The organism is Polaribacter batillariae, assembly GCF_017498485.1.
In the GTDB taxonomy this organism is placed as follows: Bacteria; Bacteroidota; Bacteroidia; order Flavobacteriales; family Flavobacteriaceae; genus Polaribacter; species Polaribacter batillariae.
In genome coordinates this window covers 641,287-655,131 of record NZ_CP071795.1, presented here as the reverse complement: position 1 = coordinate 655,131, position 13,845 = coordinate 641,287, and the positions used below count along the sequence as shown (strand labels likewise).

Sequence of the window (13,845 nt, the reverse complement as noted above, 5' to 3'; positions counted from 1 at the left end):
GTAACAGTTAAGTGTTATATATCTTCGAAAGAAACGTCTGTAAAACTTTCAGGAGCCTTTATTTCGTCTTCTTTAAGTTCTTCTTTTTTGAAATCTTTTTGATGACGTTCGCTAATTACTTCGTCTCCTTTTTCGGCAACAATATAATCTGTCGCTTTTTTTAACATTTCATGGAAGTCAGAAAAATCTTCTTTATATAAATAAATTTTGTGCTTTTGGTAATGGAAAGTTCCATCATCGTGCGTAAATTTTTTACTTTCGGTAACTGTTAAGTAATAATCGTCTGCTTTTGTGGCTCTAACATCAAAAAAATAGGTTCTTCTTCCTGCTCTTAATACTTGTGAAAAAATTTCTTCCTGTTCAACTCTCTCTGCCATAATCTTAAAAAATTGTAGTTATAATTTTTATTTTACTCAACAAATCTAACAAAATATTTAATGTAGCAATGTTAAAGATTAATTTTCTTTTTCTAAAAGTTGCTGTTCGTATAACTCTTTATAATAACCTTCTTGTGTTATTAATTGATTGTGAGTTCCTTGTTGTGTAATTTTACCATTGTCTAACACCAAAATTTTATCTGCATTTTTTGCAGATGAAACCCTGTGACTAATAATAAAAGTGGTTTTATTTTTAGAAACTTTTTTTAAGCTTTCTAAAATTCTTTCTTCGGTTTCGGTATCTACAGCAGATAAACAGTCATCAAAAATTAAAATTTTAGGGTTTTTTATAATCGCTCTAGCAATAGAAACACGTTGTTTTTGACCTCCAGACAAGGTAACACCTCTTTCGCCCAAAATGGTTTTGTAACCACGTGGAAAATCAACAATATTTTCGTGCACAACAGCATCTTTCGAAGCCTGTATTATTTCTGCTTCAGTGGCATCTTCTTTTCCGAATTTAATGTTGTTTTCGATGGTTTCAGAAAATAAGAAAGGGTCTTGTGGTACAAAACCAATTTGATTTCTAACATCGTTTAAATTTGCGTTTTGAATATTTTGTCCGTCTAAAAGAATTTCTCCTTCTTTGGTATCATATAAACGTGCAATTAATTCTATAATGGTAGATTTTCCAGAACCTGTTTTTCCTAAAATAGCCACAGTTTCTCCCTTTTTTACAGTAAAATTTATATTTTTTAAAGCAGTAATGTTGGTATCGTCGTAAGTAAAAGTTACGTTTTTAAAAGTAACTTCTCCTTGTAAATTGGTTGGCGAATTATTGGTATTCTGTATTTCTGGAACTTCTTCTAAAAACTCATTTATTCTTGCTTGCGAAGCTTCAGCTTGCTGTATCATAGAGGTTACCCAACCAATTACTGCTACTGGCCATGTAAGAATATTTACATAGAGTAAAAATTCGATAATGGTTCCAATCTGAATTTCGTTATTTATATATAGTTTTCCACCAATGTAAATTACAATTAAATTGCTTAATCCAATTAATAGAATCATCAACGGAAAAAAAAGTGCGTTTGCTTTGTGTAAATGAATGTTTTTTTCTTTGCTTTCGTTTGCAATTGTATCGAAATCGTCGATAATTTTCTGTTCGATTCCATACGATTTTACCACGCCAATTCCAGAGAAAAATTCTTGATTAAAAGTGGTTAATTTCGATAAGTATTGTTGTACAATGGTGCTTCTTTTATGAATTACTTTGCTTAAAATAAATATAGAAATCGATAAAAGAGGAAAAGGAATTAAGGTGTACATTGTTAATTTTACATCAATGCGAATCATTTGTGTAAAACCAACTGCGATTAACACAATCATATTCATACTATACATTACAGCAGGGCCCACATACATTCTTACTTTCGAAACGTCTTCAGAAATTCGGTTCATTAAATCTCCAGTTCTATTTTTTTTGTAAAAATTAAGCGATAGTTTTTGATATTGTTGATAGATTTCATTCTTTAAATCGAACTCTACCAAACGAGAAGTTACAATAATGGTTTGTCGCATTAAAAAAGTAAAAAAACCTGCCAAAATGGCAACTCCAACAATTACTAAAATATTTATTAATAATTGATGTTCTACTTCTTTTAATAAAACTGCTAACTCTGCTTCTGGTAAATTATTTTTTTTTGCGATTTGATAATCTTCTACAATATTTAAAGAATCTCCCACAATTTGTGGCACTTTTAAAGCCAATATTTTAGAAAGAATGGTAATTAATATACCTATTAATAATCGCCATTTATATTTAATAAAATACTTATTAATGTATTGTAAAGCCTTCAATTTAGATGTTTTGTTTTTTAAAATATAAGCAGTAATAACGTTTTTAAACAATTTATTTTTTTATGATGAAATAAAAACCAAAAGCACGTTATTTTAAAGCACGAAGATAGTATTTTATCCATAAAAAATTAGGTTAATTTATTGCTGAATTTTAAGATTAATTTTACACAAAAGATTTTAAAATGTGTGTCGATTAAAAGTAAAATAGTACTATTTTTGCAATATGTTAGAAAAAAATCTATCAATTTATATATTAAGTTCTTTAAGCAAATGATTAACAGAAGACATATTCGAGTAAAAGTAATGCAGTCTGTATATGCGATGCTTCAATCTAAAAACGACGATGTTTTAAAAGAAGAAAAATTTTTAAAATATAGCATTTTAAAAATGTTCGATTTGTACGTTTTAAACCTACTTTTATTGGTAGAAGTACAAAAATTAGCCGCAAAAAAAATCGCACTTTCCAAAAAGAAAATCTTAGCAACTTCTGCAGATTTAAAACCAAACACCAAGTTTTTAGAGAATCGTTTAATTAATAAATTAGCAGAAAGCATTAGTATCGAAGGCTATATAGAGCTAAATAAATTAAATAATTGGCAGGTTGATAACGAGTACGTAAAAATTATTTTTGAAGCATTACAAAAAAGCGATTTATATAAAAAATACTTAAATACTACCGAAAATTCTTACAAAGTAGATACTACTTTTGTAATCGATTTTTTTAAAGAAATTATTGCGCCTAACGAAAAATTAGCAGACTATTTCGAAGATAAAATGATTTCTTGGGTAGATGATATACCGTTTGTAAATACTTGGGTGGTAAAATCTCTAAGCAAGCAAAAAGAAAGTGCGCCATTTGTATTAGGGGCTTTATATAAAGACAAAGAAGACGAAGATTTTGTGTTTAACTTATTCCGTAAAACGGTTTTAAAACAACAAGAATACGAGCAAATTATCGAAGAAAAAACACCCAATTGGGAAACTGATAGAATTGCAGAAATAGATATGATTTTAATAAAAATGGCAATTACAGAATTTATTAATTTTCCATCGATACCAACCAGAGTTACCATTAACGAATATATCGAAATTTCTAAAGATTACTCCACATCAAAAAGTAGTTACTTTATAAATGGTGTTTTAGATAAAATTTCTAAAGAATTTTTAGCAACAAAAAAAATTGTTAAAATAGGAAGAGGATTGCTTTAAACCTTGTTAACAATAATAAATTTGTTATTTTTACAAAAAATATAATTAAGATGAAAAATATAAAATTTTTATTCGCATTTATGGTTGCTTCTACAATTTTAGTTTCTTGTGGAAACGAAAATGCAACTTCAAAAATTAACAAGAAAAACGTAGAGAAAGCAAAGTATAGAGATGCAGAAATTAAAAAAGGAACTGCCTCGATTACTTTTGAAGAAAAAGAATACGATTTTGGTACTGTAAACGAAGGAGATATCGTAGAAAAGGTTTTTAAAATTACAAACTCTGGTAAAACAGATTTGGTAATTACAAATGCACAATCTACTTGCGGTTGTACGGTTCCTGTTTGGCCAAAAGCACCTATTAAACCAGGAGAAACTGGTGAAATTCAAGTAAAATTTAATACTACAGGCAAACCTAATAGACAACAAAAAGACATTACTTTAACTACCAATACAGAGTCTGGTAGAGAAGTTCTTAGAATAAAAGGTTCTGTAATTCCAAAAGGAAAATAATTACAATGTTTCAAACAATAATTTTACAAGCAGAGTCTGGTGGTTTAATGAGTATGTTGCCTTTTGCAGCGATGATTTTAGTCTTATATTTTTTTATGATAAGACCACAAATGAACCGTAAAAAAAAAGAAAAAGCTTTTCAGGCAGAGATAAAAACAGGTTCTAAAATAGTTACTTCTAGTGGAATTCATGGAAAAATTACAGAAGTAAACAATACAGATAATACAGTTACAATAGAAACTGGAGCAGGAAGAATAAAATTCGAACGCTCTGCAATTTCTATGGAATTGAGCAAGAAATACGCAACACCAGCAAAGAAATAATTAAAAAATAGAGGTATTAAAAGTGAGTAGGGTCTTTTTTAGACAATGCTCACTTTTTTGTTTGCCTGCTTTTATGTAGATTGCATTTAAAACAATAAAATTTTGAAATCGAAAAGTAAAATTCCTAAAACATTTGTTGGCTTTCTACTAGCCTCTGTACTTATTTGGTTTCTAATTACACTTTCGAAAGAATATGTAACGACATTAAAATTTCCTATAGAATATAAAGAAATTGCTCAAAATAAATTATTACAATCGGCTCCTGTAAAAGAAATAGATATTACCATAAAAGCGAGTGGCTTTAAAATTTTAAAATCTGGTTTTAGTGGAAAACCAATCGAAATTAAAGCCAATAATTTACTCAAAAAGAAAAACAATATTTATTATATTTTAACAAAAAATCAACTAAACAATATCCAAAAGCAAATGCCTTATGGAATTGTGGTTCAAGAAATTCTTCAAGATTCTTTATTGTTAGACTTAGGAACTTTAACGAGTAAAAAAATTCCTCTAAAACCCAACTTAAAACTTAAATATCATGTTGGGTACGATTTGGCAGACGATATTATAATTTCTCCAGATAGCATTGTTGTTTCTGGACCTAAAAAAGAAATCGATCGCTTAACTGAATTAGAATTGTCTCCTATTGAGTTAGAAGATGTAAAAAATGATTTTAAAAAAGAGGTAACTGTTTTAAAACCAGCAAATAATAAGAACTTAAAGTTTAGTAAAACAAAAGCATTTGTACAAGGCAGAGTAGAACAATTTACAGAAGGTACTATCGAAGTTCCTTACAGAATTACAAACCTTCCATCAAACATAAAAATAACCACTTTACCCAAAAAAGTAGAAGTTACATTTGTTGCCTCTCTAACAAATTTTAATAAAATTACTGAAGGTTCTTTTCAAATTGAATGCGATTATAATGTTGTAAAAAAGAATCGTTTAAACTATTTACTTCCGAAAGTAATAAGCACTTCTAAATTTGTAAAAAGTTTTAGAATCGCTCCTAAAAAAATAGATTTCTTAATTCAAAAATAAGTATGGTTGTTGGTTTAACAGGCGGAATTGGAAGTGGTAAAACTACCGTAGCAAAAATGTTTGCTAAAAAACAAGAAGTTGCTATTTATATTGCAGATGAAGAAGCCAAGAAATTAATGAACTCTTCTAGTAAAATAAAATCTAAAATAATAGATGCGTTTGGCAAACAATCTTTCGAAAACAACCAATTAAATAGAGCTTTTATTGCTAGTATTGTTTTTAAAGATAAAAAAAAATTAGCAATCTTAAACGGTATTGTTCATCCAGAGGTTCGAAATCATTTTAAAAATTTTATAAAAACGCATAAAGATAAAACCTATATTATTTACGAAAACGCAATTTTATTTGAAAGCAAAGCAGACAAACAATGCGAATTTATAATCTCTGTATTTGTTCCGTTAGATGTTAGAATAGCACGTGTTATGCAAAGAGGTGCTGCTACAAAAGCCCAAATTTTAGAACGCATAAATAATCAATGGAAAGAAGACAAAAAATTACTACAATCAAACTACGTTATAGAGAATTTATCACTCGAAATTACTGAAAATCAAGTAAATAATATTCATAATATTTTAACAGAAAAAAGTAACCTAATTTAATATTTGTTAGCAATATTGTTAAAAAACACTTAAAATTTAATAAAACCCGTTAATTAAAGTTAAAAACTTAATTTTCAATTTTTGAAAGTGTTAAATTTGATGATGCGAAAAAAAATGTTTATCATTATTGTAGTACTCATGAGTATTTCCTTAATAGGAATTATTGCTGTACAACTCTATTGGATAAACAATGCATTAGAGAGTAGAAAAGCACAATTTAAAAACGATGTTCAGCGTTCTTTAGGGAGTGCCTCAGAAAGAATTAACGATCGCGAAACAAGCCTTTTTAGAACAAAAATAAAAGCTCTTGTCAAAGAAAAAGGTACTGCAGACAATGCCAAATTACAAAGCCTTTTAATTCAAGAAATAGATACTACCACAAAACAGAAATTTACATACGGAAGTACAATTTTAGAAGAAAACTTTAAACTAACAACAGATTTTTTAAACAACGATTCTATTATCTTTAAAAGATTTAAAGGAAAAAAAGATTTTTTTGAAGCCAAAATAATATCTGGAGTGGACGATTTATTTTCAATCAAAGACGAGGTTAGCTTTTCTTACATTAAAAAATTTCCAGAGTTAGAAGATTTACAAATCGATAAGTTGTACAAAGATTATAACGCAAAAAAACCAATACATTTAAGAATAAGTAACAAAGAATTAAACAATGCGATTAAAGAAGAATTAGAAAAAAGAAATATAAATTTAGACTTTAAATATGGGGTTTATACAAAAGATGGTTTAGCTACCAAATTAAAATCTGGTTATTACACAATTAATAGAAAAGATAGTTATAAATACCCTTTATTTAATGATATAAATGGCGATGTAGAATACGAATTATTTGTAACTTTCCCGAACAAAAACAAACATATTCTATCGGGAATTTCAGGAATTTTGTTGCTCTCTTTATTCTTTATATTTATTATTATCATTGCTTTTTCGAGCTCTTTGTACCAGCTCATTCGTCAGAAAAAAATATCCGAAATTAAAACCGATTTTATTAATAATATGACGCACGAATTTAAAACGCCAATCGCAACCATAAATTTGGCATTAGATTCTATAAAAAACCCTAAAATTTTAGGTAATAACGATAAAGTTTTGCGTTATGTACAAATGATTAGAGACGAAAATAAAAGAATGCATTCGCAAGTAGAAAATGTATTGCGTATTTCTCGATTAGAAAAAAATCAGATAGATTTAAGTAAGGAAACCATAGATTTTCACGACGTAATCGAAGACGCGATTACCCATGTTAGTTTGTTGGTAGATGATAGAAAAGGGCGTGTTAAAACCTACTTTAAAGCAGTAGTCTCAGAATTACCAGGAAACCAATTTCATTTAACAAATGTGGTGGTAAATATGTTAGAAAACGCTATAAAATATTCAGAAGGCGCTCCTATAATAGATGTTTATACAGAAAGTACTAACAAGTTTTTTATCTTTAAAATACAAGATAAAGGCATAGGAATGAGCAAAGCAGTTCAAAAACAAGTTTTCGATAAATTTTACAGAGAACAAAAAGGAAATGTTCACGATGTAAAAGGGCATGGTTTAGGGTTGGCCTACGTAAAAGAAATTGTAGAAAAACACCATGGAACAGTTTTTGTTGAAAGTGAAAAAGGAAAAGGAAGTATATTCACGGTAAAATTACCTTTAATTTAATAAATAAAACAATGGGAAGTAAAAAGATTTTATTAGTAGAAGATGATCCAAATTTTGGAACAGTTCTAAAAGATTATTTAGCATTAAACGATTACAATGTAACACATGCAAAAGATGGAATAGAAGGTTTAATTATGTTTAAAAACAGCGATTACGATTTGTGTATTTTAGATGTAATGATGCCAAGAAAAGATGGTTTTTCTTTAGCACAAGACATTAGAAGTACAAATAAAGAAGTACCTATTATTTTTTTAACAGCAAAAACATTAAAAGAAGATGTGTTAAAAGGGTATTCTGTGGGTGCAGACGACTATTTAAACAAGCCTTTCGATTCGGAAGTATTATTGCATAAAATTAAAGCAATTTTACAACGTAAAGAATCTGACACAACTTCAGAAAGCGAGCAGTTCGAGTTTCATATAGGAGGCTTTTTCTTCAATTCTAAATTAAGACATTTATCTGTTGGAAAAGATGGCGAACCTACAAAACTATCTCCAAAAGAAGCCAAATTATTACGCATGTTGGCCATTCATAAAAACGACTTAATGCCTAGAGAGTTGGCATTAACAAAAATATGGAGAGACGATAATTACTTTACATCTAGAAGTATGGATGTGTACATCGCAAAATTAAGAAAATATTTAAAAGACGACGAAAATGTCGAAATTTTAAATATTCACGGAGAAGGTTTTAGGTTGGTAGATAAAAGCTAAACTTAAAAAAACTTCCCTATAAAAATAAAAATAAACTCGGTTTGTAAAATAAGCTGAGTTTTTTTGTATTTTTATAACATGGCAGAGTTTATTAAAATTTATAAAGAAAACCCAAACCCCAAAGAAATTGCAAAAGTTGTAAAAATTTTGCGTTCTGGCGGGTTAGTTATATACCCAACAGATACTGTATATGGGTTGGGTTGCGATATTACCAACACTAAAGCCTTAGAAAAAATTGCACAGATAAAAGGTGTAAAATTAGATAAAGCAAATTTCTCTTTTATTTGCAACGATTTAAGTCACCTTTCCGATTATATAAAACAAATAGATTCGCCTACTTTTAAAATCTTAAAAAGAGCATTGCCAGGTCCTTACACCTTTATTTTACCAGGCAGTAATAACTTACCCAAAGTATTTAAAAAGAAAAAAACAGTAGGTATTCGTATTCCAGACAACAATATTGTTAAGTGTTTAGTAGAAGCATTAGAAAACCCAATTGTATCTACTTCTATTAGAGACGATGATGATGTTTTAGAATACACCACAGATCCAGAACTCATTTTCGAAAAATGGAATAAATTAGTAGATGTTGTTATCGATGGTGGTTATGGAGACAATCATGCCTCTACAGTAATCGATTTAACGTCGAGCGAACCAGAGGTAATTAGAGAAGGAAAAGGAAGTTTAGACGTAATTTAAAGTTCAATATTTAAACTTTAAACCCTAGATTCAAATGCTAGTGCAAGTTTTTGATAGGATTTTCCTACGGGTTTTACCCCGTTAGGAAAAGTCCAAAAAAAGTCAAAGATTTGTGATATGAACTACAAACAATTAACTTTCGAACAAAGGTACTCAATAGAATTAATGCTTAAGGCAAAAATTAGTAAAAAAGAGATTATTAAATCACTTTGTATTAATGAAAGTACTTTTTATAGAGAATTGAAAAGGAACTCAAAACCTAGGACTTATAGTGCTAAACACGCACAAAAATTAGCTGATGAGCGTAAAAAAGAAGGCCATTATAAGACTATTTTTTCAACGGAAATGAAAAAAATAATCAAAGAAAAAATAATTAAATTTCAATGGTCTCCAGAACAGATAGTTGGTTGGTGTAAACTTAAAGCAATACAGATGGTCTCTCACGAGCGAATTTACCAATATGTTTGGCAAGATAAAAGACAAGGAGGATTGCTTTATAAAGAACTACGAACAGGTCAAAAAAAATATAAAAAAAGGTATGGAAGTAAATCCAATAGAGGACAAATACCCGATAAAGTGTCTATAGAAAAACGTCCAAAAATTGTAGAACTCAAAGAAAGAGTAGGTGATTTAGAATCTGATTTAATTATAGGAAAAGACCATAAAGGAGCTTTATTAACCATTGTAGATCGCTATTCTAGTTTTTTATGGATTGAAAATGTGACAGGAAAAAAAGCAGATATGATTACAAAAATGACTATAAACACTTTAGCACCACATAAAAAATGGGTTCGAACAATTACCAATGATAATGGAAAAGAGTTTGCAGGACATAAAAAAATAGCAGAAAAATTAAATTGTGATGTCTATTTTGCTCACCCTTATAGCTCTTGGGAACGTGGACTTAACGAGTATACGAACAAACTTATCAGACAATATTTCCCAAAAAATGAACACTTGGATAATGTCAAACAAAAGGATATTTTTGAAACGGTAAACAAACTCAATAATAGACCAAGAAAAAAGTTAGGATACAGAACCCCTAAAGAGGTTTTTTATCAATTTATTAACCAAAATCAAAAACTTGCACTTGGTACTTGAATCTACGAACTTTGAATTGAGAATTTTGAACCTATTCAAGTTCGTCAAATTTCTTTCTTCCCAAAACAAAATACTGCCAAACAATACTGGTGTGTAAATTGTAATCTTGTTTTTTTTGTAGTTTTCTTCGCTTTCCTAAAAATTTAAAAAAGTTTTTATAAAAGCTTAAATGTGCCTTTAAAATAGCCCAAGTATGTATGGGTCTTAATTCAAAAATAAATTTTAAACCAGCAATGCCGTCTAAAATTAAACGAGAAAAAACAACGAATAAAAACCATTTTTTAGGAACGTTTTTAATAACATTAAGTAAACTGTTTCTAAAATTTAAATAGGTTTTATGCGGATTTGTTTCCTGTAAAGTGGCTCCGCCAACATGATAAACAGTAGAATTTCCAACATACTTTACTTTATAGCCAATGTTTTGAACTCTCCAGCACAAATCAATTTCTTCTTGATGTGCAAAATAATCTTCGTCTAAACCATCGATTTTATGATACACTTTAGAGCGGATAAATAAACAGGCACCAGAGGCCCAAAAAATATCTGTAGTATCGTTAAACTGCCCTTTGTCAATTTCTAAATTATTAAAAACTCGTCCTCTGCAATATGGGTATCCATATAAATCTATAAAACCACCACCAGCACCAGCATATTCGAACTTTTTTTTGTCTTTAAAGTCTAATAATTTAGGCTGCACAATGGCTGTGTTTTTATCATTCTTAAAAATGTTTAAAACAGGAGGTAACCAATTTTCGGTCACTTCAATATCAGAATTCAGCAAACAATAAATATCGGCGTTTACAGATTGTAAAGCATCGTTGTAACCTTTGGCATAACCACCATTTACAGCATTTTCTATAATTTTTACAGAAGGAAAAAATTCTTTTACATACGAAATCGAAGCATCTGTAGAAGCATTGTCTGCCACATAAATATCAGCAAGTTCCGAACTAAAACTCACTACAGAAGGTAAAAACTGCTCTAAAAGTTTTTTTCCGTTCCAATTTAATATGACAATGGCTGTTTTCAAGGTTGCGAATTTACATTTTAAAAATTGGTTTCGTTGTGAAATTAATGTGAAAAAATGAAACTTAGAGATGCAAATTTTTTTTGCAAAGAATGCAAAGAAAAAATCATCTATCGTAAAACTTTGCGGTTAAATATTATTTGTAATCAGGAATTTCCTTTAAAAAAATATACGTTTCATTTTTAAAATCCATTTTACAATAAAAGTGTTCTAAACCATTGGTAACAACTAAATAATTGGCTTTTAATTTTAAGTTATAACGTGCAATTTGGTCGAAAGTAGCTTGCGTAATTTTTATAGAAGGCGCTTTGCATTCTACAATAATATCGTAATTTCCTTTTTTGTTAAAAACTAAAATATCGGTTCTTTTTCTTCGATTGTTAATAATCAACTGTTTTTCTAAGGCAATTAACGAAACTGGATATTTTTTTTCGTCAATTAAAAATTGCACAAAATGCTGACGAACCCATTCTTCTGGAGTTAAAACCATATATTTTTTTCTCAAATTATCAAAAATAAGCGTCTTATTTTCGTTACTTTTGAGTCTGAATTTATAGTTTGGTAAATTCAATTTTTGCATTCGATAAAAGTAATTAAAAATCAGTTATGATACATTTATTAGTTGGGAATACTGGCGCAGGAAAATCTACATATGCTAATAAATTAAAATTAGAAGTAAATGGATTTGTTTTTACTTTAGATAAATGGAATAAGATACTTTTTTTTCCTGATAAAACTGAAAAAGATGGTTTAGATTGGTTTTTAGAAAGAATTGAAAGAGCAGAATTGTTAATGCAAGACACTATTTTACAATTAGAAAAATTAGGAGTAGATAGTATTTTAGATGTTGGACTTTCTAAGTTTTCACATAGAGAAAAGTTTAGAAAATTTGCAACAGAAAATAATATAGAAATAAAAACTTATTTTTTAGATTTTTCAAAAGAGATTAGAAAAAAGAGAATTTTAAATAGAAATACAGAAAAAGGTGAAACTTTTGAATTTGAAGTAACCGAAGATAATTTTGAATTTATGGAGAGTTGGTTCGAAACTCCTACAAAAGAAGAGTTACAAAACGCTGTAATTATAAAAGGATAAATGAACGAAATAAACGCAATTGTTTCAGACATAAAAAAAGGAAATTTAAAACCCATTTATTTTTTAATGGGTGAAGAGCCTTATTATATAGATAAAATTTCCGATTTTATTGAAGATACCGTATTAGATGAAGCAGAAAAAGGTTTCAACCAGCAAGTAATGTATGGTAGAGATGCAACTATAGAAGATGTTGTTTCTGCTGCAAAACGTTACCCAATGATGGCAGAAAAGCAGGTTATAATTGTTAAAGAAGCCCAAGATTTAAGCAGAACCATCGAAAAATTAGTGCCTTATGCAGAAAATCCGCAACCAACAACGGTTTTAGTTATTAATTATAAATATAAAAAACTCGATAAACGTAAAAAGCTACACAAAGTAATTGCAAAATCTGGTTTGGTTTTCGAGAGTAAAAAAATGTACGAAAACCAAGTTTCAGATTGGATTCGCAGAGTTTTAAGCGGCCAGCAATACCAAATAGAACCCAAGGCTTCTTTAATGCTGGTAGAGTTTTTAGGAACAGATTTAAGTAAAATTTCGAACGAGTTAAATAAATTAATGCTTATTCTTCCTAAAGAAACAATAATTAACGACAAACATATAGAAGAAAATATCGGAATTTCTAAAGACTTTAATAATTTCGAGTTAAGAAAAGCAGTAGGAGAGAAGAACATTGTAAAAGCCAATAGAATTATTAATTATTTTGCAGAAAATCCTAAAAATAATCCTTTGGTAATGACAATTTCTTTGCTAAACAGTTTTTTTACACAATTATTAATGTTTCACGGATTAAAAGATAAATCGAAAAGCGCTGTTGCAAAGGCTTTGGGGGTAAATCCGTATTTTGTAGATGAATATTTTTTAGCAAGCAGAAACTACCCAATGCGAAAAGTAGCACAAGTAATTGCTTTTTTAAGAGATGCAGATGTTAAAAGCAAAGGAGTTGGTGCCAAACAAACGAATGATGATATTTTAAAAGAATTATTATTTAAAATTTTACATTAAAATGAAAAACATTTTTACCAAAGAAGTTACAGACGAAGTAATTTCTAGAATCGAAAAATTAACACCCAACACCCAACCCAATTGGGGTAAAATGTCCGTTTCGCAAATGCTGGCACATTGTTGTGTAACTTACGAAATGGTTTATACAGATAAGCATCCAAAACCAAATGCATTTGCAAAATTTATGCTCAAAACAATTGTAAAAAAGTTCGTAGTTTCAGAAAAACCATATGCTAAAAATGGTAGAACTGCTGCTCAATTTTTAATTACAGACGAAAAGATTTTTGAAACAGAAAAAAAACGTTTAATCGATTTTATTAAAAAAACACAGCAATTAGGAGAAGAAGAATTCGATGGTAAAATATCTCATTCTTTTGGAAAATTAACAAAAAACGAATGGAATAATATGTTTTATAAACATTTAGACCATCATTTAACACAGTTTGGTGTGTGAAATATTATCTACAAATTTAATTTACCGTAATAAAACGCCTTTTACACTTACTACTTTTAAAATAAAAACGTTTTGTAGCGAATGCGATTTCTTGTATTTCTTTTTTGTAGTTCTTAAAAAATTATTGTTTTCTCTTATAGTAAGTGGTATTAGAAACAAACC

At 28.9% G+C, this 13,845-nt stretch carries 16 protein-coding genes; 12 read left to right on the top strand and 4 right to left on the bottom strand.

Annotation, left to right across the window (positions count from 1 at the left end; genetic code table 11):
• Window positions 1-14: 14 nt before the first annotated feature.
• Entirely contained in the window at window positions 15-377 is a 363-nt protein-coding gene (locus JL193_RS03025) for a PUR family DNA/RNA-binding protein (RefSeq protein ID WP_207972424.1), read from the bottom strand.
• A 78-nt stretch (window positions 378-455) separates the two neighbouring features.
• A complete protein-coding gene (locus JL193_RS03020; protein WP_207973368.1) occupies window positions 456-2,237 on the bottom strand; it encodes an ABC transporter ATP-binding protein in 1,782 nt (593 codons plus the stop codon).
• A 270-nt stretch (window positions 2,238-2,507) separates the two neighbouring features.
• Between JL193_RS03020 and nusB the strand changes: the two genes are divergently transcribed.
• The 9 genes from nusB to JL193_RS02975 all read left to right on the top strand — a co-directional run bounded on the left by nusB (window position 2,508) and on the right by JL193_RS02975 (window position 10,105).
• Window positions 2,508-3,446 carry a transcription antitermination factor NusB gene (gene nusB, locus JL193_RS03015; RefSeq protein WP_207972423.1) on the top strand — a complete coding sequence of 313 codons (939 nt, stop codon included), beginning with the start codon at window positions 2,508-2,510 and terminating at the stop codon, window positions 3,444-3,446.
• A gap of 50 nt (window positions 3,447-3,496) precedes the next feature.
• Window positions 3,497-3,958 (top strand): DUF1573 domain-containing protein, encoded by a 462-nt coding sequence (locus JL193_RS03010; protein WP_207972422.1) that lies wholly within the window; start codon window positions 3,497-3,499, stop codon window positions 3,956-3,958.
• Window positions 3,959-3,963: 5 nt separating this feature from the next.
• The gene (gene yajC, locus JL193_RS03005; protein ID WP_207972421.1) at window positions 3,964-4,281 is read left to right on the top strand and encodes a preprotein translocase subunit YajC; all 318 of its coding nucleotides are present in this window, start codon (window positions 3,964-3,966) and stop codon (window positions 4,279-4,281) included.
• A 102-nt stretch (window positions 4,282-4,383) separates the two neighbouring features.
• Complete coding sequence (locus JL193_RS03000; protein WP_207972420.1) at window positions 4,384-5,322, top strand: CdaR family protein; 939 nt, start codon at window positions 4,384-4,386, stop codon at window positions 5,320-5,322.
• A gap of 2 nt (window positions 5,323-5,324) precedes the next feature.
• Window positions 5,325-5,921 (top strand): dephospho-CoA kinase, encoded by a 597-nt coding sequence (coaE, locus tag JL193_RS02995; RefSeq protein ID WP_207972419.1) that lies wholly within the window; start codon window positions 5,325-5,327, stop codon window positions 5,919-5,921.
• A 102-nt stretch (window positions 5,922-6,023) separates the two neighbouring features.
• The gene (locus tag JL193_RS02990; RefSeq protein ID WP_207973367.1) at window positions 6,024-7,592 is read left to right on the top strand and encodes a sensor histidine kinase; all 1,569 of its coding nucleotides are present in this window, start codon (window positions 6,024-6,026) and stop codon (window positions 7,590-7,592) included.
• 11 nt (window positions 7,593-7,603) lie between these two features.
• Entirely contained in the window at window positions 7,604-8,305 is a 702-nt protein-coding gene (locus tag JL193_RS02985; protein ID WP_207972418.1) for a response regulator transcription factor, read from the top strand.
• A 78-nt stretch (window positions 8,306-8,383) separates the two neighbouring features.
• On the top strand, window positions 8,384-9,004 hold the full coding sequence (locus JL193_RS02980; protein WP_207972417.1) for an L-threonylcarbamoyladenylate synthase: 621 nt from the start codon (window positions 8,384-8,386) through the stop codon (window positions 9,002-9,004).
• A 117-nt stretch (window positions 9,005-9,121) separates the two neighbouring features.
• Complete coding sequence (locus tag JL193_RS02975) at window positions 9,122-10,105, top strand: IS30 family transposase (protein WP_207972416.1); 984 nt, start codon at window positions 9,122-9,124, stop codon at window positions 10,103-10,105.
• Between the two features lie 31 nt (window positions 10,106-10,136).
• Here the strand turns inward: JL193_RS02975 and JL193_RS02970 are convergent, their stop codons facing one another.
• Both JL193_RS02970 and JL193_RS02965 read right to left on the bottom strand, forming a co-directional pair.
• On the bottom strand, window positions 10,137-11,135 hold the full coding sequence (locus JL193_RS02970; protein ID WP_207972415.1) for a glycosyltransferase family 2 protein: 999 nt from the start codon (window positions 11,133-11,135) through the stop codon (window positions 10,137-10,139).
• A 133-nt stretch (window positions 11,136-11,268) separates the two neighbouring features.
• Complete coding sequence (locus JL193_RS02965; RefSeq protein WP_207972414.1) at window positions 11,269-11,712, bottom strand: type I restriction enzyme HsdR N-terminal domain-containing protein; 444 nt, start codon at window positions 11,710-11,712, stop codon at window positions 11,269-11,271.
• Window positions 11,713-11,738: 26 nt separating this feature from the next.
• On the opposite strand from JL193_RS02965, the gene JL193_RS02960 reads away from it, so the two are divergent.
• Genes JL193_RS02960 through JL193_RS02950 form a run of 3 tightly spaced genes read left to right on the top strand, consistent with a single transcriptional unit; the run spans window position 11,739 to window position 13,683 of the window.
• Window positions 11,739-12,227, top strand: a complete 489-nt coding sequence (locus JL193_RS02960; protein WP_207972413.1) for a P-loop nucleotide/nucleoside kinase family protein — start codon at window positions 11,739-11,741, stop codon at window positions 12,225-12,227.
• On the top strand, window positions 12,228-13,229 hold the full coding sequence (gene holA / locus JL193_RS02955) for a DNA polymerase III subunit delta (protein ID WP_207972412.1): 1,002 nt from the start codon (window positions 12,228-12,230) through the stop codon (window positions 13,227-13,229).
• Between the two features lies 1 nt (window position 13,230).
• Window positions 13,231-13,683 carry a DUF1569 domain-containing protein gene (locus JL193_RS02950; RefSeq protein ID WP_207972411.1) on the top strand — a complete coding sequence of 151 codons (453 nt, stop codon included), beginning with the start codon at window positions 13,231-13,233 and terminating at the stop codon, window positions 13,681-13,683.
• The last annotated feature ends 162 nt before the right edge of the window (window positions 13,684-13,845 follow it).

Bases quoted from the DNA above. Each gene is read 5' to 3' on its own strand.
- JL193_RS02980 (WP_207972417.1), top strand. From the start codon at position 8,384: ATGGCAGAGTTTATTAAAATTTATAAAGAAAACCCAAACCCCAAAGAA.
- holA (WP_207972412.1), top strand. From the start codon at position 12,228: ATGAACGAAATAAACGCAATTGTTTCAGACATAAAAAAAGGAAATTTA.
- JL193_RS02985 (WP_207972418.1), top strand. From the start codon at position 7,604: ATGGGAAGTAAAAAGATTTTATTAGTAGAAGATGATCCAAATTTTGGA.
- JL193_RS02950 (WP_207972411.1), top strand. From the start codon at position 13,231: ATGAAAAACATTTTTACCAAAGAAGTTACAGACGAAGTAATTTCTAGA.
- JL193_RS03010 (WP_207972422.1), top strand. From the start codon at position 3,497: ATGAAAAATATAAAATTTTTATTCGCATTTATGGTTGCTTCTACAATT.
- coaE (WP_207972419.1), top strand. From the start codon at position 5,325: ATGGTTGTTGGTTTAACAGGCGGAATTGGAAGTGGTAAAACTACCGTA.
- JL193_RS02965 (WP_207972414.1), bottom strand. From the start codon at position 11,712: ATGCAAAAATTGAATTTACCAAACTATAAATTCAGACTCAAAAGTAAC.
- JL193_RS03025 (WP_207972424.1), bottom strand. From the start codon at position 377: ATGGCAGAGAGAGTTGAACAGGAAGAAATTTTTTCACAAGTATTAAGA.
- yajC (WP_207972421.1), top strand. From the start codon at position 3,964: ATGTTTCAAACAATAATTTTACAAGCAGAGTCTGGTGGTTTAATGAGT.
- JL193_RS02990 (WP_207973367.1), top strand. From the start codon at position 6,024: ATGCGAAAAAAAATGTTTATCATTATTGTAGTACTCATGAGTATTTCC.
- JL193_RS02975 (WP_207972416.1), top strand. From the start codon at position 9,122: ATGAACTACAAACAATTAACTTTCGAACAAAGGTACTCAATAGAATTA.
- JL193_RS02960 (WP_207972413.1), top strand. From the start codon at position 11,739: ATGATACATTTATTAGTTGGGAATACTGGCGCAGGAAAATCTACATAT.
- nusB (WP_207972423.1), top strand. From the start codon at position 2,508: ATGATTAACAGAAGACATATTCGAGTAAAAGTAATGCAGTCTGTATAT.